Source organism: Achromobacter sp. GD03932, assembly GCF_029839485.1.
GTDB classification, from domain to species: domain Bacteria; phylum Pseudomonadota; class Gammaproteobacteria; order Burkholderiales; family Burkholderiaceae_B; genus Achromobacter; species Achromobacter bronchisepticus_A.
The window spans coordinates 173,944-195,088 of record NZ_JAOCAT010000007.1; the positions used below are offsets into that span (position 1 = coordinate 173,944).

The window sequence follows — 21,145 nt, forward strand, 5'->3', positions numbered from 1 at the left end:
CGCCATCATCCCCCTAGAAAGACATCCTGAAACCCGCGGTCGCGGTGACGATATGGCTGCCGGAAAAATCCGTGTCCGCGTCGACCTGACCGTAGATCGCATAGCGCTCGCCCCAGCCGTAATTCACGCCCGCCCCCACGCTGCCCCAGGTTCGAGCCATGCGGCTGGCGACCTGCGTGTCAGCCACGCGTACACGCGTTCCGTCCAGGAATTCATGTTTCACGTTGACGACGCCATAGACGCTCGATTCCCGCTTCACGCCGGCCGTTTGCCAATTGCTTTTGTAGTCCAGCGCGATACCCAAACGGCCCAGCAGGCTGTCGCCCTTGTCGCTGGCGACGCGCGCGCCGAATTTGTCGTTGAAGCTGTCGAAGCGGGTCGATACGTATGTCAGCTGCGCCTGCGGGATCAGGGCCAACCCCTCGGTCAACCCGAAAGCCTTGCCCGCTTCGATACCCAGCCCATAGCTCTGGGCCTTCTGGCCGCCCTTCAACTTGCCGGCCAACCTTGAGTTCAGGTCGCTGTCGAACCAGGTCGCCTGGGCCTGGGCATCGATATAGACGCCATTCTTGCCGTACCAGGTCAAAGTCGGCGTCAGGCCATAGGCAGTGGTGTCGATGGTGCCGTCGCCATACACCGACGACAGACGCGTGTCGGCCTTGCCATAGTGAAAGGCCAGGCCGCCCACCAGACGGGAGCCCTCTTCCTGGCCCGCCAGGACGCGGTCAACGCCGAATTGCGCCTTCCAGCTATCGACTTTCTGGCTCACGCCCGTGGTGGACGACGCAGGGTCGAGCCGGGCCGTCGAGCCCTCCACGCGGCTCCATACGCCGTTGCGGCCGGCGTCCGCCGGATCATAGAGGCGATTGCCGACTCGCTGGCGCAGGGTAGGCAGCTGGCTCAGGTGCAGCAGCGTATTGGCATAGGCTTCATAGACAGGCACGCCGGGTTGATAGAGCAAGGGGGGTTCGGCGCCCGGCGTACCGCCGCCGGGCGAGGGTGTGCCGGGATCGGTCGGAGTCGTGCCTGGATCGGTTGGAGTCGTGCCTGGGTCGGTTGGAGTGGTGCCGGGATTGGTCAAGGAGGATCGCAAGTACCAGCCGCCATCGGCCGAGTCCTGTTGCAGCACATAGCCATAGGCGCCAGCCACCAAGGCCGGACGCCCCCCGATGACGTAGTCGCCATTGGCCAAATCGAATCTTCCCGCCGACAGGCCTTGGACCTGCACGACCTGTATGCCCCGTTGGGTCTGCGCGCCGGCGCCTCCCATGTTCTTCACCGTGACCGGTGTCGTGCCAGCGCTGTCGCCCGTGATCACCAGCTTGTCCGTCGGCGAGTCATCGGCGCCAAGCTGCGTGCGGATCTCCAGGCTGCCGCCCTGCGCCGCATAGTTGCCGGCGATCGTGAGGGTGCCGAAGCCGCTGCGCGGCCCCGGTGCGATGGCGCCCTGGTTGACCGTCGCGCCGACGCGTCCCGTGCCGCTCAGCCGTGCCGCCGCAAGCACATTCACCGGCCCGCCGAGGATGCCATCCACCTGCAGCGTTCCTGCCTGGATATCGGTGGTTCCCGTGAACGCCGCGCTGTTGCCTGACAAGGTCAGCGTGCCCGCGCCCTGTTTGTTCAAGCGCGACGTCCCCGAGAACGCGGTGGACACGCCCACGTCGTGGCCGTTCGTGTCGAACCAGGCGCCGCCGCTGCCCACGGCCTGCGTGACGAAGCCATTCAGGAAATTGTTCTCGTCACGATTGGCCCGCAGGATGCCGCCGTCCAGGTTGAAGGTGCCGTTGCCCGCGCCCTTGATGACCGAGCCGGTCTCCAGCACGCCGCGGCCGCTGGCATCGCCGGTCAGGTTCAGCGTGCCGGTGGAAGTGCCGGCAGGGGCAAGCCACGTGTCGCGGACGGCGACCGCAACCCCGCCCTTGGTTATGGTCAGCGTGCCCGTGCCTTCCGAACCGATTTCGATGCGGTCGCTCGCGGTGAGCGTCGAGATATCGGCCGTCGCGCTCGATACGGTCACCGTGCCGACGCTGCCCACGCTCTTCCCGATGTAAACCGCTGCCGCGGCGCCAGGCCCGGTCGATCCGACCGTGCTCACGCTGGCGCCATCCAGGACGTGCAATTCGCCGGTTCCTTCAAAACCCACGTATATGTTGTTCAGCGGATCCCAGACCGCCTTCGGGCCTGATACCGTGACGCTCCCCTCGGCGCCGGCGACCCAGCCGATGATCGCCTGGCCGCTGTGCACGACGCCGTTGTCGATCCGCAGCGTGCCCTTGCCGCCCGTGCCGATCTCGAACGCGCCGACGGTGTTGAGATTCCAGGTCGACCCCACCCCGGAAACAAGAACGTTCCCGACGCTGCCATTGTCGACGCCGATTCTGGCCGAATCGCTATTCGCCACGCCGCCGTCCAGGATGCTTAGCGTGCCGCTGCTGCCGGACTCGCCCCCGATCAGCACCGGGCCGGCGCTGGTCCAGGTGGACGCCGTGCCAGTGCCGTCACGGCCCTTCACCGTCACGGCGCCTGGAGCGCCATTGAAACTTCCAATGTAGGCCCAGTCGTTGTTTACCGAACCGCCCGCATCGATGACCAACTCCCCGGCAAGGGTATCTCCGACCGTCAGATCGCCCCCCACCGTCCAATGCGGCGTCTGGACGGAACCCGGTAGGACCTGGCCAGTGACGGAAACCGATTGGGCATTGGCGGGATTGGCGACGTTTGCCGCGTAGAAAACGAGGGCAGCCGATTTCAGCCATCCTGGGCGTGGGCAACTCCTGGCGACCATGAAGAATCCTTTTTTTGAGTAGACGCGACCTACTTTCGGTACGGCATGCTACCTGGATTTCTTAATAGGTTATTTCACCTATCCATGGGGTTCCGGCGGTCGTTCGCGAACGTCCATCTTCAGTCGATCCGCAAAGTGATGGCTCTCAGCTTGCCGGCCGCGGTGCGGACTGGCTCCGGCATCGGCGCTTGAGTCAGTCCGGCATTGCGGACACACACGGGGCAGAACCCGTAGCTTCGCGACTCGGAACGATGAAAATAGTTGCTGTAGGACGCTTCCATCGGTGCATGGCCGGGTATGCCGCAAGTAAAGCGAATGCGCGCCTTCGTGGTCGAGAATTCGCCACGCCCTCCAAAGCCTTCGGTGACGAGTGTTGCGGTTGGCGGCTTCATGGCGGCCGGCTTCAGGTGTGGCGGAGTGATCGCCAATACCGTCGCGCGCAGGATTTCCATCCGCGAAACCGTATCTGCCAAGGTTTTCCCGCGATGGTTGGTTGTACCAGCCTCCAGTTTGCAAGACAGGCAGAGGTGCCGATCGCCCAGTTTTTTCGCGTACCTGAGGAGATTGCGAAAAGAGATAGAGAAGGGCGAGTGGGGCGTTCCATCAGGACCGTTTCGTCCACAAGAGAATGTTTCCCTGTTCCAGCCCGTTGCGTCGAAGCCTGCGAGGTAGGAGATCTCCGGGTACATGCCCTCCAGTACGTACAGACGATGGTGCAGGGTTCCCATGAGCTTGAGCGCTTCGGTGACATCGACGCCGGGATATGCGCAGTCCGGGCAAGCCGAGGGTACTACGCTCATATCCGTCAAGCTCGTGTTCTTGCGTATCCGGTGCAACAAGGAACGGTCAATCAATCGCTCGTGGCCAGCGGGACAGCGCACTTGAGCTGTGAGCTGGCCCGCTTCGTACCTGGGTGAACCGAGCACGGCAAACTTGAACCCCGCGAGCGCGTCGGAAAAATCCTTGACATACTCAGGAAACAACGTCGCATGGTTGACTGCGACGCCAGAACGGGCACTGATGCATGCCGGGCAATTGAAGACGCCGGCGCTGACATGCCGCAGGGCGGACGTGCAACTATGCAGGATGGTCAAGTGATCGGCCTCGCAGCGATACAGGTAGCGGTTTGAATCATCGAACTCCATCCGGTCAATCACCGAAGGGGGCAGGCCTTGAGCAACCCACGCGCTGAGCGCCTCAGCCCGGCGTTGTTGGGAAGTGACCGCGTCCTTGCATAGGGGACAGTACTTGCGCACCCTTCCCGCAACCAGGCCCTTCGCCTGAGCAGTGTTCAGTTCGTTGCAATGGCCGCATTGATATACGACCATGCAGTCCTTGTTCACCTTTGCAATTTCGTGCGAAACCAGCTTGTGATGGCCAAGATTCCTTAGCAACGCCTGCTGAAATTCTTCGAGAGGATTCGCGCAAATCTCATTCCAACGGCTAGTGATCAGCTCCAGGCTTGGATTGGGGACCGTGGGCACGAGTCCTGCCTGGCCGACGAGCTCCTGGATGCAGGAAAGGAAGGCTGCTGGAGCCAACGGTCTATCTTTCATCTCGATCAGCGTTACGCCTGCCTTTACGCACCGCGTCCGCTTCTCGGCGTCCCGCTGAACCTGCGCGACGTGGGCTGCCAGGTCCTCTGCGCTCTGAGAGCGCGGCTTGTAATGATGCATGCCGTGATATTCGAGTGCCAGCTGCTGACTGGGGCTGTAGGCGTCAAGTTCAAGCCGATGCCCGTTATCTCTCAGGAGGAAAGCCGGGCGAGAGGTGCGTCGCCAATCATGGGCGGGGAACAAGTGGGAAATGACGATGAGAGCGAGTGACTCGCCGCGCCGAAACCCAGATTGCCCCCATGCCTTCTCCTCGGCGCGCCATCGCGTGTCGAGATGATAGAAACCCGTGCGGCTACGGTAGAAAATCAAAAATCCGCCACCTTTTCCTGGACTCCATTCGAACGAGACCTCTGTTGCCATGTGCTGCTTTGCTCGTTCGAGGAGGTGGGTGCGGAGTATCGAATCCTTGTCCTCTTGAAGCACTGCCTTGCGTACTGCTGCACGCGACATGCAGCTATCCTCAAGAGGTGCACGCAGTAGCCGCGGCCCGGTCTTCATGCTGAAGAATGGACCTGGCGACGTGTTCTCTGGATGTTGACGATGGGCGAACCGAAGTGTCCCCAAAGGGAAGGCACGCGTGAATTCTGACTGCAGTTCCACGAAGTCCTGATAACGACCCTGCACCGCCTCATTCGGCAGACGATGTCGCCGCAGCGCGCTCCTGACGGCCGCGATACCGATTGAGGGCATGGTCCATTCGAAATCTTCAGGCAAGGCCCATATCAAGGGCCGCACGTTGAACCTCAATCCAGCGGGGTTGGGAGGACCGCTTTCAGGCGTGCACAACGTCAGCGTGTGGTCGGAGAACGCCGATTTGAATTGGTCGATCAGACGGCCGACGCTTTTGCAGACTGGGCAGCCTTGCGGCGACAGGCGCACGTTGTCGTAATAAGTAATCCAGCTACCGTCCTGGCCCGCTCCGCAATCCAAGCACTCTACCGACAACCTGCGCTTCGATCCGCGTTCCGCAGGTTCACGGTCATGCAAGCGAAGTCGTCCGGATCTGCCTGGCTTGCCATCGAGTGCGGCGAGGACCCGGTTTCTAGCGTCTCGCCAAGCATCCCAGTTGGCGGGGCCTGAACGAAGCAGGCGCGGCTTTTTCGATGTACATCTCGTGCGCTCGATACTTTCCGGCATTTTTTTTCGCGGCAAAGGGACTGTCGAAAGTGCTTTCGGTGCTGAACGAATGCATGACTGTTGGAGCTGCTGATACGCCGCCAGGCGGCGCGGTTGCCCGCGGGAAATTATAGGGATACGGGAAACCACGCCAGCCTCGCAGCTGCAATTATCGCTAGTCGCGCGCAAGCACCGTTGACCGCGGCGTGGCATCCACGGAGGGCCTTGGGCAAGGGGACTGTCAGCTGGCCACGACGGATTCTTTTCATGCCTGTTCAGCTGTTGCGCGGCCAGCGCCGCACCCCGTACCAGATCGGAAAAGATGACAGCTAGAACAGCACGCCATCCTGCGGCGACAACGGCGGCGGCAGATTCTTGTCGCCCAGCAACTCCCCGACGTTGATTTCGATGCCGCGGCACAGGGCATCCAGGGGCAGGTTGTTGGGCAGGCGGTCGAAGGGTTCCTCGATCTGTTCGCCCAGGGCGTCCAGCCCGAAGAACGTGTAGGACAGCACGCCTACCATGAAGGGCGTCACCCAGCCTATGCTGCCGACCAGGCAGAACGGCAGCAGCAGGCAATAGATGTAGACGGTCCGGTGCAGCAGCAGGATGTAGGCAAAGGGAATCGGCGTGCTGTGTATCCGCTCGCAGCCGCCGCCTATGTATGACAGCCGCGTGATCTGGCCATCGATGTCCGCGAGCAGGATGCTGTCCAGCCGCCCTTCCCGCCGCAACTGGGCATAGGCCTGGCTCAAGTCGCCCAGAAGCACGCTGGGCGGATTCGCCGCATGCATGATGCGGGCCGCAGTAGCGGCGGGCAGCCAGCGCTGCAGGTCTTCCTTGGGATCGCTCTGCCTCAGCATGTGCCGCAAGGCATGGGCATAGGCGATGAGGCCATGCGCCAATTCACGCTGGCGCGCGGCGGGCAGGCCGTCGGGAAAACTCAGCGTCTGCCGCGTCAGGTTGCGGATGACGATGAGCAGCTCGCCCCAGAGCTTGCGCGCCTCCCACCAGCGCTCGTAGGCCACGCTGTTGCGGAACCCCAGGAAGATGGCCAGGGTCAGCCCGACCAGCGTCAAGGGCACGGCGCCCAACCCGACCCCGCTCAAGGGCAGCCGGTGCTCCGCCAGCACCACGGCGGTTGCCAGCAGCATCATGGCGACGACACGCTTCCAGATGATGGAGACAATGGACCCCTTCAGCGTGAACAGCAGCAGCCAGGGAGAGCGCGAGGCGGGGCGGACGATCATAACGGCTTACGCTTGGGCGCCCCCCTGCGCGGCTTTGCGGATGCGCACCGGTATCGACTTGTAGGAAGGCGTGCCGCATTCCTTGTCGATATAGTCCAGCGGAACCAGGACATTGGCCTCGGGATAGTAGGCCGCGACCGAACCTCGCGCGATGCTGTATTCAATCGCGGTAATGCCTGCCAGCCGCAGCGTCCGGTTCCGCGACACGGTTTCTATGTCCACCAGATCACCGTGTTCCAAGCCCTGCGCGGCCAGGTCTTCCGGATGCATGAAGAGCACGTCGCGGCGGCCGAAGACGCCGCGGTAGCGGTCGTCCAAGCCGTAGATCGTGGTGTTGTACTGGTCGTGGCTGCGTATGGTCACCAGCCGCAACACCTCGTCCGGCCAGGGCTCATAGCGCTCGCGCACGCCGGGGAACACCGAGAACATGGCCTTGCCGGTGGGCGTGTTCCACTTGCGCTCGGTCGGCGGCAAGGGCATGCGAAAGCCGCCGGGCACGCGGATGCGCGCGTTGTAATCGTCGAAGCCCGGAATCGTGCGCTCGATCAGGTCGCGGATGCGATCGTAGTTTTGCACCAGCCCCAACCAGTCCACCTTGCTGTGGGGCAAGGTCGCCCGGGCCATGGCGGCGACGATGGCCGGTTCCGAGCGCAGCTCGGCGGATGCCGGCTTCAGCTTGCCCGCCGAGGCGTGGACCATGGACATCGAGTCCTCCACCGTCACTGATTGCGGGCCGTCGGCCTGGACGTCCAGCTCGGTGCGCCCCAGCACCGGCAACAGGAAGGTCTCGCGCCCCACCAGCAGGTGCGAGCGGTTGAGCTTGGTGCCCAGATGCACGCTCAGCGTCAGTTCCTTCATGGCCGCGAAACAGAGTTCGGGATCGGGCAAGGCCACGGCGAAGTTTCCGCCCAGGCAGATGAGCGCCCGGGCCGAGCCGTCGACCATCGCTTCCATGGCCTGCACCGCGTCATGGCCGTGGCCCTGCGGCGGCGTGAAGCCGAACTCCGCTTCCAGCTTTGCCAGGAACTCCGGGCTGGGCTTTTCCGTGATGCCGACCGTGCGGTTGCCCTGCACATTGGAGTGACCGCGCAGCGGGCAGATGCCGGCGCCGGGCTTGCCGAAGTTGCCGCGCATGAGCAGCAGGTCGGCGATCAGCTTGACGTTGGCCGTGCCCGTGTTGTGCTGGGTGATCCCCATGCCGTAGGTGACGATGGTGGCGTTGGACTTGGCGTAGGCCTCGGCCACGTGCTCCAGGTCCGCGCGGTGCAGCCCGCTTTCGGTTTCGATGTCGGCCCAAGAGGTTGCCTCCAGGTCCGCGGCCAGCGCGTCAAAGCCCAGCGTGTGTTGCGCGATGAATTGGCGATCCAGGACGCTCCCCCGCTGCGCTTCGAGCGCCAGCAACGCCTTCATGATGCCCTTGAGCGCGGCCGCGTCGCCGCCCGCCCGGACCTGATAATAGGTCGAGGCGATATTGGTCGAGCTGAAGGTCGCCATTTCCACGATGCTCTGCGGATCGGCGAAGCGTTCCAGCGCGCGTTCGCGCAAGGGATTGAAGACGATGATGGGAACCTTGCGGCGCGCCAGTTCGTGCAGCGTGCCCATCATGCGCGGGTGATTGGTGCCGGGATTGTGGCCAATGGAGAGAATGAGCTCCGCATGGTCGAAGTCCTCCAGCGAGACCGTGCCCTTGCCGATGCCGATGGACTGCGGCAAGCCCACGCTGGTCGCCTCGTGGCACATGTTGGAACAGTCCGGGAAATTATTGGTGCCGAACTCGCGCGCAAACAGCTGAAACAGATAGGCCGCCTCGTTGGAGGCCCGTCCCGAGGTATAGAACTCGGCCTGGTCAGGCGCGTCCAGGCTGCGCAGCGCCTCGCCGATGCGTTCGAACGCGGCATCCCACGACACGGGAACGAATTTGTCGGTGGCCGCGTCGTAGGTCATCGGGTGAGTCAGGCGGCCGAAGTCCTCCAGTTCATAGTCCGACAGCGCCAGCAATGAAGACACCGTGCGCTGGGCGAAGAAATCCGGCGTCACGCGCTTGCTGGTCGCCTCCCAGGTGACCGCCTTGGCGCCGTTCTCGCAGAACTGGAACGTGGAGCGGTGTTCCTTGTCCGGCCACGCACAGCCTGGACAATCGAAACCCGCGGGCTGGTTGGTGCGCAGCAGGACGACGGGCGCCTCCACCACTTCCATCTGTTGCCGCACGGCCTGGGCCGTCGCCTTCAATGCCCCCCAGCCGCCCGCCGGCCCGTCATAGGGACGGATGCCAGGTACTTCACGTCGTTGTTTCATGGCTGGTCTCCTTCAAGCGCCCAATTCCCGCCAGCATGCGGCAACGACAAGAATTGATCTAATTTTTCCTGTGAACCTTTTGATAATCCATGGTTATCAAGGCTTCGTCGCCAGCGATTGGTTGAGGACGGCTTCCAGGTCCAGCTGGCCGGCGATCTGCCAGGCGGCGTTCGACAAGGCAGGCGGCTTGTCGCGCCGCAGCCTGACCAGGCAGACGTCCTCGGCGTGCTCCGGAGTGATGGGGTGCGCCAGCAGCCCGGCCCCTTCGTACTGGGCGGGCAAGGCGCTCAGGGGCATGATGGAGAACGCCCGCCCGCTCTGGCATTCCGCCAGCAGCACGCGGATGTCGTTGCTTTGCAGCACCACGCGCGGCTTGGCTTCCACGCTCTCGAAACATTTGTTCAAGGTCTGGCGGTTCTGCATGTCCGGGCTGAGCAGGCAGAGCGGAAGCTCGCCCACTTCCGACCAATCCAGCTGGCGCGGCAAGGAGGCCTGCTCGTTCGCCACCAGCACGTAGCGCTCTGCGTACAGCGGCATCACGTCGAAATCGGCGCTATCGAGCACGGACCGCTCATAGAGGATGCCCAACTGGATTTCCTGGGCCTTCAGCCGGCGCAGGATTTCCGGCGTGCTGAGCGAGGTGACTTCCAGCGTCAGCTGCGGAAGGATCTCCCGGTACTGGGCGCTGAGCAGCGTCGCCGCATGGTTGGCAGTGGGAATCGCGCCTATCGCCAGGTGGCCTTGCGGCACGCTGCGCACCAGGTTGGCCTCCTGCCGCAGCCCCTCCAGCGAAGCCATCACCTGCCGCACCCACTGGATCACCCGTTCGCCTTCAGGGGTAATGCCTTCGAAGGTCCGGTTGCGCTTGACGATGGTGATTCCGAGTTCGCGCTCCAGTTCGCGGATGCCATTGGACAACGCCGGTTGCGAGACATGGCAGCTTTCCGCCGCCCGTCCGAAATGCCGGTACTTGTCCAGGGCCAGGAGATAGGAGAGCTGACGGATAAACATAGACATTCCTGCATTTCATCGTCCACGGTAACGATCTATTTTGCAGAAAATCCGGGCCATCTCAAAGACATCGCGCACGCCGCCGCCTTGACGCCCGCGCTACCGCGCCGGCAGGTCTCCGAATGCCGCGGCAAAAGTAGTACGCTGGATTCAGCAGCGCCGGCGGCCCGCCGCCACGCGTTGCGTGTCGGAGGAAAGCAGCTCATGACCGCCCCGATCCTGAGCCTGATGTCCGGAACCTGTTCAATGCTGCGCAAGCTGCGCCGCGCGGCGGCGCTGTTGGCGGCAGCGACGCTCGTCGCGGGCGGCGCAGGCGCGCAGCCGGCCGGGGGCCAGCCGGCCGCCCTCTTGCTGACCCTGGACGGCATCGTCGGCCCCGCCACGGCGGACTACGTGATCCGCGGCCTGGCCGCCGCGCGTGAACAGAATGCCGCGGCGGTGGTGCTGCGCATCGATACGCCGGGCGGACTCGACGCTTCCATGCGCGACATCATCCGCGCGATCCTGGCCTCGCCCATTCCCGTGATTTCCTATGTGGCGCCCAACGGTGCGCGCGCCGCCAGCGCCGGCACCTATATTCTTTACGCCAGCCATGTCGCGGCCATGGCGCCCGCGACGAACCTGGGCGCGGCGACCCCGATTTCGCTGGGCGGCTCCTCCAAGCCGGCAGAGCCGCCAGACAAGCAGCCGCCCCCAGGGCACGAGGGCAGTCCTGGACGAACCGGGCAAGATCCGGCCGAAGCCAAGGCGATCAACGACGCCGTGGCCTACATCCGCGCGCTGGCCGCGCTGCGCGGACGCAATGCCGACTGGGCGGAACAGGCGGTGCGCGGCGCGGCCAGCCTCACGGCCGGCGAAGCGCACGCGCGTAATGTGATCGACCTGATCGCCGATGACCTGCCGGACCTGATGGCCAAGGCGGAAGGACGCAGCGTCCGTGTCGGCAACGGCATGCTAACCCTGCACACCAAAGACCTGCGAGTGCTGGCCAGAGACCCCGACTGGCGCACCCAGGTGCTCAGCGTCATCACGAATCCCAATCTGGCGCTGCTGCTGCTGATGGCCGGCATCTATGGACTGATCTTCGAATTCATGACTCCCGGCGCCCTGTTTCCGGGCATCTTCGGCGCCATCTGCCTGTTGGTCGGACTCTACGCCTTGTCGGCGCTGCCGCTGACCTATTCCGGGATCGCGCTGGTCCTGCTGGGGATCTCGCTAATGGTGGCGGAGATATTCGCGCCAACGCTGGGCGTCCTGGGCATTGGAGGCGCGGTGTCCTTCATCTTGGGCGCCCTCCTGCTCATCGACACCGATACGCCCGCCTTTGGCGTTTCCATTCCGCTGATGGCTGGCATCGCCGCGGCCAGCCTGGGAATGACCTTCCTGGTCGGCCGGCTGGCCCTGCGTTCGCGCCAGGCTCCCATCGTCAGCGGCGCCGAGTCGCTGATCGGCCAGCGCATCAAGGTGTTGAGCTGGGCGGACCGGCAGGGCTACGTGGCGGCCGCTGGTGAACGCTGGCGAGCGACGGGTCCGGCGGGCCTGGCTGCCGGCGATGCCGTCGTCATCACCGCCGTCCGCGGCGTGACCTTGCAGGTACGGGCGGACGCCGGCCCGCCGCCGTCGGGATGACGGCGTCCGCAACCTGAGCCCTCGAACCCTCCATGCGGAGCCTGCCATGTTGATGAACCTCGCCTTTTACGCCCCCATCCTGGCGCTGGCCGTCGCGCTGTTCGCCCTGTCGGTCCGAATCCTGCGCGAGTATGAGCGCGGCGTGATCTTTACATTGGGACGTTTTACCGGCGTCAAGGGTCCCGGATTGATCCTGCTGATCCCGCTGGTCCAGCAGATGGTAAGAGTGGACCAGCGCACCGAGGTCTTCGATGTTCCCAGCCAGGATGCCATCTCCCGGGACAACGTGTCCGTCAAGGTAAACGCGGTCATCTACTTCCGCGTGATCGATCCCGAGCGTTCCGTGATCCAGGTCGAAAACTTCCGCCAGGCAACCAGCGAACTGGCACAGACGACGCTGCGTTCCGTGCTGGGCAAACACGACCTGGATGAACTGCTCTCGGAACGCGACAAGGTGAACAGCGCGGTGCAGGAAATCCTTGACGCGCAGACCGACGCCTGGGGCATCAAGGTGGCGAACGTCGAGATCAAGCACATCGATCTGAATGAAGGCATGGTGCGCGTCATCGCGCGGCAGGCCGAGGCGGAACGCGAGCGGCGCGCCAAGATCATCCATGCCGAAGGCGAACAGCAGGCCGCGCAGATGCTGCTGAACGCGGCGCGCACCCTGTCGGAGCAGCCCGAGGCGATGCAGCTGCGCTACCTGAGCACGCTGGCCATGATAGGCGCGCAGAACAGCTCGACCATCGTCTTCCCCTTCCCCGTGGAACTGGGCCGCCTGCTCCAGGGCCTGGCGGGCAAGGGCCAGGAACCGCCCGCGGCCGCCGCCAGCCAAGCGGACCCGGGGACGCGCTAGGCCGCCGCCTTGCCCTCTTCCTGCAACTGCCGCCACAAGATTTTGCCGGTGCTGGATTTGGGCAAGGCGTTCACGAACTCGACGATGCGCGGCGCCTTGTAGGCGGCCATGCGCGTCCGCGCCCAGGCGATCACGTCTTCTTCGCGCACGCTGCCGCGCGCCTCGTCGCGCAAGACCAGCAGGGCCTTCACCGTTTCACCGCGGCTGGCGTCCGGCACGCCGATCACGCAAGCCTCGTGCACCGCGGGGTGCCCGTACAGCGTGTTCTCCACCTCCGCCGGCCAGACCTTGTAGCCGGACACATTGATCATGCGCTTCAAGCGGTCGGTCACGTAGAAGTAGCCTTCGTCGTCCACCCGGCCCAGGTCGCCGGTACGGAAGTAGCGCTGCCCGTCCAGCATGAAGAAGGCTTCGTCGTCGGCCTGCGGATTGTTCCAGTACCCCAGCATGACCTGCGCGCCGCGCGTCACGAGTTCGCCGGTTTCGCCTTGGGGCAGTTCAGCCAGCGTGGCCGGGTCCACGATCCGCGTGTCCACGCCGAAGGTGGGGACGCCTATGCATTGGCGCTTGTTGCGGTCCAGCGGATTGCAGTGCAGGAACGATGCGGTTTCCGTCAGGCCGTATGCCTCGTTGTAGGTAATGCCGTAGCGGCTGGCTAGCATGCCCGCGACCGCCTCGGGCATGGGAGCTCCGCCGCCGCACAGCTGCGCCAGGCTGGAGAGGTCCAGCTTTTCGATGCCGGGTTGCGCGAAGAAATCCACGACCATCGCCGGCGGCGCGGCCCAGACGCTGACGCGATGACGCGCCATCAGCCGCCCGGCCGCTTCGCGGTCCCAGCGCGGCAGCACCACCACCGTGGCGCCCAGCAAGATGGGCGTGTTCATGCCGCTCTGCATGCCCAGCAGATGGAACATCGGCGCCACGCCCATGATGACCGCCTCGGAGGTCAGGCCGCGCCATAGCTGCGAGCCGGCCAGGGATGCGTTCATGGTGCCGTGAGTGTGGCGGCAGCCCTTGGGCCGGCCGGTGGTGCCCGAGGTGTAGGGCAACAGACAGAGGTCCTTCGCCCCCGCCCGGGGCGGCGACGGCTGGGCGTTGACCGCCAGCGCGCCGTACCAAGGCACGCCGCCGCGCACATCAGGTGCGCGCCGGGGCGCGGCGACCCAGTCGGGCGCGTCAGGAGCCGGGGCCTGCAAATAGTCCGAATAGGTGTGGACGATGACGCGCTCCAGGCGTCCGTCAGCGGCGAAGCCGTCCAGCCGCGCGCACAATTCCTGGGCCGCGAAGGCCACTCGCGCGCCGCTGTCCGCCAGGTAATGCGCCAGCTCGTCCGGCGTGCTCATCGCGTTGACCGGCACCACTACCGCATCGGCGCGCAGGATCGCGTAGTACGCGATGACGAACTGCGGACAGTTCTGGCTCAGCAACAGGACGCGGTCGCCCGCCTTCACGCCGGCGCTGTGCTGCAGGTAGCCGGCCATGGCATCGACCTCGCGCTTTAAGCGCGCGTAGTCGAGCACGGTGTCGTAGAACACGACGGCGGCCTTGCCCGGATAGCGCGCGGCGGACGCCTCCAGGTTGAAGTACAGGCTGGACTGCGGCGGGCTGATCTCCTTCGGCAACCCATTGGGCCAGTACCGATAATGCGCTTGGTGCATCTTGTCTCCTCATCGTTGTTCTGACTGTCTGCCATGCGCTTCAGGCGGTCATGGCGCGCGCGATGATTTCCTTCATGATCTCGTTGGAGCCGCCGTAGATCTTGCCGACCCGCGCATCCGCGTACATCCTGGCTATCGGGTATTCAAGCATGTAGCCGTAGCCGCCGTGCAATTGCAGGCACTCGTCGATCACCTGGCAGTTCATCTGCGTGGTCCACCACTTGGCCATGGCTGCGGTGGACAGATCCAGCGTGCCGGCCAGCTGGCGTTCGATGCAATCGTCGACGAAACGCGCCGCAATGGTGGCGACCGTCTCGCACTCGGCCAGCGTGAAGCGCGTGTTCTGGAGTTCGATGAGCGCCTGGCCGAAGACCTGCCGGGCGCTGGCGTAGGCCACGGTTTCCTCGATGGCGCGACGCATGGTGGCCACGGCGCCCACCGCGATCAGCAGCCGTTCGCGCGGCAGTTGCTGCATGAGCTGTGCAAAGCCGCGGCCCTCGACGCCGCCCAGGAGGCAGTCCTCGCCCACGCGCGCACCGTCGAAGAACAGCTCCGCCGTGTCCAGGCTTTTCTGACCCAGCTTCTCCAGCAGCCGCCCGCGCCTGAAGCCTGGCAGGCCTTGCGTTTCCACCATGATCAGCGACACGCCCCTGGCTCCGGCCTGGGTATCGGTCTTGGCGACCACGCAGACCAGGTCCGCGTGCAAGCCGTTGGTGATGAAGGTCTTGGATCCGTTGAGCACGTATTCACCACCGTCCTTGGCGGCGGTGGTGCGCACGCTCTTCAGGTCGGACCCCGCTCCCGGTTCACTCATGGCGATGGCGCCCACCAGTTCACCCGTGGCCATGCGCGGCAGCCAGCGACGCTTCTGCTCTTCCGTGCCGTAGTTCAGGATGTAATGCGCCAGGATGGCGCTGTGCACGTTGTTGCTGAAGCCATGCACCATGGCGCGTGCCTGTTCCGCCGCCACGATGGCCTCGTGGGCGAAGCTGCCTCCGCCTCCGCCATAGGCTTCGGGCATGCTCACGCATAACAGGCCCAGACGGCCGGCCTTGTTCCAGACCTCGCGGTCCGCGTGCTGCTGCTTGCGCCAGCGTTCTTCGTCGGGCACAAACTCCTTTTCGAAAAGACGCCGCGTCGAATCCTGGAACAGCGTCAGGTCTGCGTCCATCCAGCCTTGCCGTGGCGTGTCCATTGCGCTCCCCCCTTTCAAGGACGGCCGCCGCCGACGACCAGGACCTGGCCGCTGACGTAGTTGGACTCGGGCAGGCAGAAAAGGTACACCGCACCTGCGGCTTCCGCCGGCGTGCCGGCTCGGCCGATGGGGATCAGGCTTTCGGCGTTCTTCAGCACTTGCGGATTGACGCCCACCTTGATCTGCCGGCCTTCGATGTCCAGCGTGGCATCGCCGTCGGCCGGCGCTTCGGTCAGGCGCGTCTTGATCAGCCCGAAGGCCACGCTGTTGACGTTTACCTTGTAGCGGCCCCATTCCTTGGCCAATGCGCGCGTCAGGCCGTTGATGCCCGCCTTGGCCGCCGAATAGTTGGCCTGCCCGGCGTTGCCCATGACGCCGGAAGTCGACGAGATGTTCACGACCTTGCGAAACACTTCCCTGCCTTGCTCCGCCTCGGCCTTGGCCGCCACCCGGATGAAACCGGAGGCCGCCCGCAGGATGCGGAACGGCGCGGACAGGTGCACCGCCAGGATCGCGTCCCATTGTTCGTCCGTCATCTTCTGGATCACGTTGTCCCAGGTGTAGCCGGCATTGTTGACGATGATGTCCAGGCCGCCATAGGTATTCACGGCGGTGCCGACGAAACGTTCGGCGAAGCCCGCTTCGATCACGCTGCCCGCGCAGGCCTGCGCCTGGCCTCCCGCCCTGCGGATCAGCGCCACGGTTTCTTCCGCCGGCCCCGCGTCCAGATCGTTCACCACCACGCTGGCGCCTTCGCGCGCAAGCTTCAGCGCGATCTCCTGCCCGATGCCGCGCCCCGCGCCCGAGACCAGCGCGACCTTGCCTTCCAATGTGCCCATCGTCATCTCCTTTCCTGGGTTACTGAATTGCCAGCACCGCCACGCCGCTCAGGCGCAGTTCGCCGGTCTGGCTGCGCGCATGCAGTTCCACCCGCAAGCGGGTTTCTCCCTGCGCTTCAAAGCGTTCCACGACGCTGCCGGAGCAGCGGACCTCATCGCCCACGTGCGTGATCGCCACGAAGCGCACGGCATACTCGCGCAGCGCCGATTGCGGCGCCCAGTTCGTCAGCAGCCGGGCCAGATAGGCGGCCGACAGCATGCCGTGGGCGAAGACGTCGTCCATGCCCGCGGCTCGCGCGAAATCCAGGTCCACGTGTATCGGGTTGTGGTCACCCGAAGCGCCGCAATACAGCGCCAGCCCCAATCGGCTGACCGGCCCCGCGGTAAAGCCGGGCAGCTGGTCGCCGGCCTTGGCGTCATGGTTCATGGCCGCAGTCATTCCCGTCTCCTAGGCGTTGCGCACGACGGTCGTCGCGCGCAGTTCGGCGACCAGGCGCCCGGCGGCGTCGGTCACCCGGGTTTCACGGACGACGAACTCCAGCGCGCCGCCTTTCTTGGCGTAGATGTCGGCGATGCGCGGCTCGAAGCGCAATTCGTCGCCTGCGTACGCCATGGCGTGGTAGACGAAGCCCTGTTCGCCGTGCAGCACCCGCGCGATGTCTATGCCCAGCAGTTCACGCATGGCGGCGGGCCGTGGACTGTCCATTTCCAGGCAGAAGAAGAAGGTCGGCGGCACCGGCAGTCCCGGGTAGCCGGCCGCCAGCGCGGCGGCCTCGTCGGTATAGACCGGGTCGTCCTGGCCGGTGGCCTTGGCAAAGAAGCGCAGGCGGCCCGCCTCCACGCTAGCGCTGAACGCCGGCAGGGCGGCGCCGATATGGCTGGTGTCGAGCATTGCGTTCCCCTCAGGCGGCCTGGTACAGCGTCACCACGCAGGCGCCGCCCAGTCCCAGGTTGTGCTGCAGCGCCAGCCTGGCGCCTTCGACCTGGCGCAAGTCCGCCTGGCCTCGCAGCTGCCACACCAGCTCGGTGCATTGCGCCAAGCCGGTCGCGCCCAGAGGGTGGCCCTTGGACAGCAGCCCGCCGGACGGATTGGTCACGACCTTGCCGCCGTAGGTGTTGTCGCCTTCCAGGATGAACTTCTCGGCGCTGCCCTCGGGCGTCAGGCGCAGGCCTTCGTAGGTGATCAGCTCGTTGGCGGTGAAGCAGTCGTGCAGTTCGACCACGTCCACGTCGTCAGGGCCGATACCGGCGGCCTCATAGACTTGGTCGGCCGCGGCTCGCGTCATGTCAAAGCCCACTACTTTGCGCATGTCGCCAGCGCCGAAGGTGGACGGCGTGTCCGTCGTCATGGCCTGCGCGGCAATGCTGACGGCGGGCGCCAGACGGTGGCGGCGCGCAAACTCGTCCGAGCACAGAATGGCGGCCGCCGCGCCGCAGGTCGGCGGGCAGCATTGCAGGCGCGTCAGCGGATCGAAGATCATGGGCGCGGCCAGCACCTCGTCCAGCGTGACCGGCTGGCGGAACACCGCGTAAGGATTGCGCGCGGCATGCTGGCGCGCCTTGACCGCGATGCGGGCGAAGACGTCGGCGCCGACGCCGTGCTCCTTCATGTAGTCGCGGCCCGCGCCGCCGAAGAACTGGGCGGCGCGCGGCTTGGCCGTGTCATAGCCCTGCATTTCGCTCATCGCCGAGACGAAATCCTGCAGAGGCGACGGGCGGTCTTCGTACACGCCTTTCAGCGCGCCAGGCACCATCTGTTCGAAGCCCACCGCCAGCGCGCACTCCACGGCCCCGCTTTCCACCGCCTGCCGCGCCAGGAACAGGGCCGACGAACCGCTTGCGCAATTGTTGTTGACGTTGAACACCGGAATGCCGCTGAGCCCCACGCCGTAGACCACCGCCTGGCCAGCGGTCGAATCGCCGTAGACATAGCCCGCGTAGGCCTGCTGGACCGCGTCGTATTGCAGTCCGGCGTCCCGCAGAGCCTGGCGCACGGCGCTGGCGCCCATCACGGTATATGCCTCGCTGGCGCCGGGCTTGCTGAAGGGAATCATGCCGACTCCTGCCACCCATACTTTCCGATTCATGTCTGACTCTCCTGATGAGCGGGCGCGGCGACAGCCGCGCGCCTGGATTCATGGTCTTGCCTCAGCACGGACTTCAGCACCTTGCCGGCGGCGGACATGGGCAATTCGCTGAGGAACTCGTAGGTCTTGGGGCACTTGTAGGCGGCAAGCTGCAGGCGGCAATGCCTGTCCAGAGCGTCGGCGTCGGCCGCCATGCCCGGACGCGGCACGATTACCGCGTGCACCGCCTCGCCCCAACGCGCATGCGTCACGCCGATGACCGCGCAGCGCGCCACTAGCGCGTGGCGGGCCAACACGCCTTCCACTTCAGCGCCGTAAACGTTTTCGCCACCGCTGACGATCATGTCCTTGAGGCGGTCAACGATATACAGGTATCCGTCCTCGTCCTGGCGGGCCGCGTCGCCTGTCAGCAGCCAGCCCCGGTCGAATGCACGGCGCGTTTCTTCGGGCCGGTTCCAGTAACCCTGCATCACCATGGGTCCGCGCACCAACAACTCGCCGACCGCGCCGGGCGCCGCCTCGCTGCCGTCGGGCGCGAGAATGCGCGTCTCCACGCCTACCGCAGGCGGTCCCGCCGATTCGGTGCGCGCGCCGCCCTGGCGCACGTCTGCATTGATGGCGACCGTGGCGGCGGTTTCGGTCATGCCGTAGGCATGGACGAACTCCGCTTGCGGAAAGGCCGCCAGCGCCCGGTCGAGCAAAGCCCGGGAAATCGGCGAGGCGCCCCAGATCACGCGCCTCACGCCGTCCAGCCTGTACTGCGCGAACCCGGGTTCGTCCAGCAGCATCTGGATCATGCTGGGCACCAGCAGTACTTCGGTTACGCCGTCGTCCTGCAGGGCCTGCAATACCGCGCGGGGCTGGAAGCCGCGCTGGACCGCCACCGATGCGCCCGCGACAAACTGTCCGATCAAACGTCCCAAGCCGGCAACATGAAACAGCGGTGCGACCAGCAGGGTGCGGCTGTCGGGCGGCGTGGGGACCGTAGCCATCCTGGCCACCGCGGCGCTCCAGAGATTCGCGTGTGTCAGCATGGCGCCCTTGGGCGCGCCGGTCGTGCCGCCGGTAAAGAGAATCGCGGCCAGCGCGTCGCCGCCCGCACGGACATCCTCCAGCGGCGCAGCCGCGGCGGCGTGCGCTTCCAGCACGTCGGCGGACAGCGGCGCCGTGCTGGCGGGAACGTCCACATCGGCCATGCGTGGCGCCATGGTCTCGTCCACCAACAGCAGGCGCGGACTGCAGTCGGCCAGTGCCTGCGCAAGCTCTGGGCTGCTCCAGCGTGTGTTCAAAGGCAGCACGGCCGCTCCCAGCCACCAGCACGCCAGGATCCACGACACATAGTCTGCGCCGTTGGCGCCCCAGAACGCCACGCGATCGCCCTGCAGTACGCCATGGCCGCGCAGCACGGCGGCCTTGCGTGCGGTCCAATCGATCAGCGCCGCGTAAGTCCAGCGCCGTACGTCTTCGCATAGCGCGATCTTGCCGGGGTGCAGCCGGCCTGCGCGATGCAGGCCTTGTGTCAGATACATGGTGCTCGTCTCCTGCGGCGCCGCGCTCCTTGCGCGGAGCAGCGTGCGTTCGTCCTTGAGCCCCTAGCTTCCCCCTTGGGGCAGGATCGCGGCAATGGCCGCAGGCGTCAAACCGATAGGCCAAAAGTGTCAGCGGCTTGCCGGCCTTCGGGGCCGCAGACCAGGCGGTTGCGGCGGTATTCTCCCGGCGACACGCCGGTCCATTTCTTGAAGGCGCGGTGGAAGGTGCTGGGTTCGGAAAAACCCAGGCGCTCGGCGATGTCCATCAGGGATAGCTCGTGGCGGCCCAGGTATTCGACCGCGGCATCGCGCCGCAAATCATCCTTCAGGGCCTGGAAGCCCTGCCCCTCTTCACGCAAGTGCCGCCGCAGCGTCTGCGGCGTCATTGCCAATTGCGCGCTGACCTGAATAAGCGACGGCAACTCCTTGGACAGATCGTTGCGCAACAGGCGGCGGATGCGATCAGTCAGGGTGGTGCGGTGCTGGTACTTCACCAACAGGTCGAACGGCGCATTGGCCAGAAACGGCTTTAGCGTCTGTTCGTTCTGCACCACCGGCAAGGCCAGCCAACGCGACTCCAGCCACAGGCCCGTCACCGGCTGGCCATAGCGCACCGGTGCATAGAACAGCCTGTGCGCATCGGCGCTGCGCGCGCCGCTGCTGTAGTCCACGCCCAGAATGGGAATGCGCCGCGCCGCCAGCCAATTGGCCACGCCAAGCGTGAAGAACAGAAAGGAGCGTTCACCATACCAGCGCGCACAGCTGCTGGGCGCGCGCGAGTCGAGCACGATGCGCGCGCGCTCGCCGCTCACGCACAGGCGGGCGGTGAAATCCCGCAGCACGCCGTGGTAGTAGCGGAACGCCGCGCGCAGCGCCTGCCCGACCTTGTCTTCCTGCAAGGCAAGCCGGCAGGCATGGTCGAACGCCCCCATGGGAACCGGATGCTGGCCCATGCCCAGGAAGTCATCGCGGGTGGCCCGGCGCAACGTCCGCATTATCTGTGCGAGCTGCGCCTGCGATACCCGCGCCATCGGCGCCTGCAACAGGGACGGCGGCACGCCGGCGCGCGTCAGGACCCGGTCCACGTCCACCCCCCGGCTGCGCGCGCCTTGCAGGATTTGGGCGATATGTCCCACGGCAATGGTGTGATGGGTCATGAGGATATCCAGCGGCTGGCGTACGCCGATGGATCGATGGTAGCCAAAGCCTGCGCGCGCAGGAATGGCTGGCGTGAGCATTCTCGCCAAGCGCAATCAGCGAATCCGCCATTGGTCGGCCG

15 protein-coding genes are annotated in these 21,145 nt (G+C 65.4%); 2 read left to right on the forward strand and 13 right to left on the reverse strand.

Annotated features, from left to right (window positions below; genetic code table 11):
* Window positions 1–13 precede the first annotated feature (13 nt).
* From N5C88_RS09140 to N5C88_RS09160, 5 genes are all read right to left on the reverse strand, one after another.
* A complete protein-coding gene (locus tag N5C88_RS09140) occupies window positions 14–2,785 on the reverse strand; it encodes an autotransporter outer membrane beta-barrel domain-containing protein (RefSeq protein WP_280015203.1) in 2,772 nt (923 codons plus the stop codon).
* 119 nt (window positions 2,786–2,904) lie between these two features.
* A complete protein-coding gene (locus N5C88_RS09145) occupies window positions 2,905–5,388 on the reverse strand; it encodes a hypothetical protein (protein ID WP_280015204.1) in 2,484 nt (827 codons plus the stop codon).
* Between the two features lie 458 nt (window positions 5,389–5,846).
* A complete protein-coding gene (locus N5C88_RS09150) occupies window positions 5,847–6,767 on the reverse strand; it encodes a bestrophin family protein (protein WP_280015205.1) in 921 nt (306 codons plus the stop codon).
* A 6-nt stretch (window positions 6,768–6,773) separates the two neighbouring features.
* On the reverse strand, window positions 6,774–9,062 hold the full coding sequence (locus N5C88_RS09155; RefSeq protein WP_280015206.1) for an FdhF/YdeP family oxidoreductase: 2,289 nt from the start codon (window positions 9,060–9,062) through the stop codon (window positions 6,774–6,776).
* A gap of 96 nt (window positions 9,063–9,158) precedes the next feature.
* The gene (locus tag N5C88_RS09160) at window positions 9,159–10,079 is read right to left on the reverse strand and encodes a LysR family transcriptional regulator (protein WP_118934982.1); all 921 of its coding nucleotides are present in this window, start codon (window positions 10,077–10,079) and stop codon (window positions 9,159–9,161) included.
* A 198-nt stretch (window positions 10,080–10,277) separates the two neighbouring features.
* Here N5C88_RS09160 and N5C88_RS09165 point away from each other — a divergent pair, with 198 nt between their 5' ends.
* A complete protein-coding gene (locus N5C88_RS09165) occupies window positions 10,278–11,702 on the forward strand; it encodes a nodulation protein NfeD (RefSeq protein ID WP_280015207.1) in 1,425 nt (474 codons plus the stop codon).
* A 46-nt stretch (window positions 11,703–11,748) separates the two neighbouring features.
* Window positions 11,749–12,558, forward strand: a complete 810-nt coding sequence (locus N5C88_RS09170) for a slipin family protein (protein ID WP_059371768.1) — start codon at window positions 11,749–11,751, stop codon at window positions 12,556–12,558.
* Here the strand turns inward: N5C88_RS09170 and N5C88_RS09175 are convergent.
* The 8 genes from N5C88_RS09175 to N5C88_RS09210 all read right to left on the reverse strand — a co-directional run bounded on the left by N5C88_RS09175 (window position 12,555) and on the right by N5C88_RS09210 (window position 21,023).
* The gene (locus tag N5C88_RS09175) at window positions 12,555–14,216 is read right to left on the reverse strand and encodes a long-chain fatty acid--CoA ligase (protein ID WP_280015208.1); all 1,662 of its coding nucleotides are present in this window, start codon (window positions 14,214–14,216) and stop codon (window positions 12,555–12,557) included. The genes N5C88_RS09170 and N5C88_RS09175 overlap by 4 nt on opposite strands.
* Before the next feature lie 40 nt (window positions 14,217–14,256).
* A complete protein-coding gene (locus tag N5C88_RS09180; protein ID WP_280015209.1) occupies window positions 14,257–15,411 on the reverse strand; it encodes an acyl-CoA dehydrogenase family protein in 1,155 nt (384 codons plus the stop codon).
* A 14-nt stretch (window positions 15,412–15,425) separates the two neighbouring features.
* On the reverse strand, window positions 15,426–16,250 hold the full coding sequence (locus N5C88_RS09185; RefSeq protein WP_059372763.1) for an SDR family oxidoreductase: 825 nt from the start codon (window positions 16,248–16,250) through the stop codon (window positions 15,426–15,428).
* 19 nt (window positions 16,251–16,269) lie between these two features.
* The gene (locus N5C88_RS09190; RefSeq protein ID WP_059371765.1) at window positions 16,270–16,689 is read right to left on the reverse strand and encodes a MaoC family dehydratase; all 420 of its coding nucleotides are present in this window, start codon (window positions 16,687–16,689) and stop codon (window positions 16,270–16,272) included.
* Between the two features lie 9 nt (window positions 16,690–16,698).
* The gene (locus N5C88_RS09195; protein ID WP_059371764.1) at window positions 16,699–17,142 is read right to left on the reverse strand and encodes a MaoC family dehydratase N-terminal domain-containing protein; all 444 of its coding nucleotides are present in this window, start codon (window positions 17,140–17,142) and stop codon (window positions 16,699–16,701) included.
* 10 nt (window positions 17,143–17,152) lie between these two features.
* Window positions 17,153–18,337, reverse strand: coding sequence for a lipid-transfer protein (locus N5C88_RS09200; protein ID WP_280015210.1), 1,185 nt, complete (start codon window positions 18,335–18,337; stop codon window positions 17,153–17,155).
* Window positions 18,334–19,866: an AMP-binding protein gene (locus N5C88_RS09205; RefSeq protein ID WP_280015211.1), complete on the reverse strand. Its 1,533-nt coding sequence runs from the start codon at window positions 19,864–19,866 to the stop codon at window positions 18,334–18,336. Before N5C88_RS09205 ends, N5C88_RS09200 begins: the two co-directional genes overlap by 4 nt.
* 107 nt (window positions 19,867–19,973) lie before the next feature.
* A complete protein-coding gene (locus N5C88_RS09210) occupies window positions 19,974–21,023 on the reverse strand; it encodes an AraC family transcriptional regulator (RefSeq protein ID WP_280015212.1) in 1,050 nt (349 codons plus the stop codon).
* Window positions 21,024–21,145: the final 122 nt, after the last annotated feature.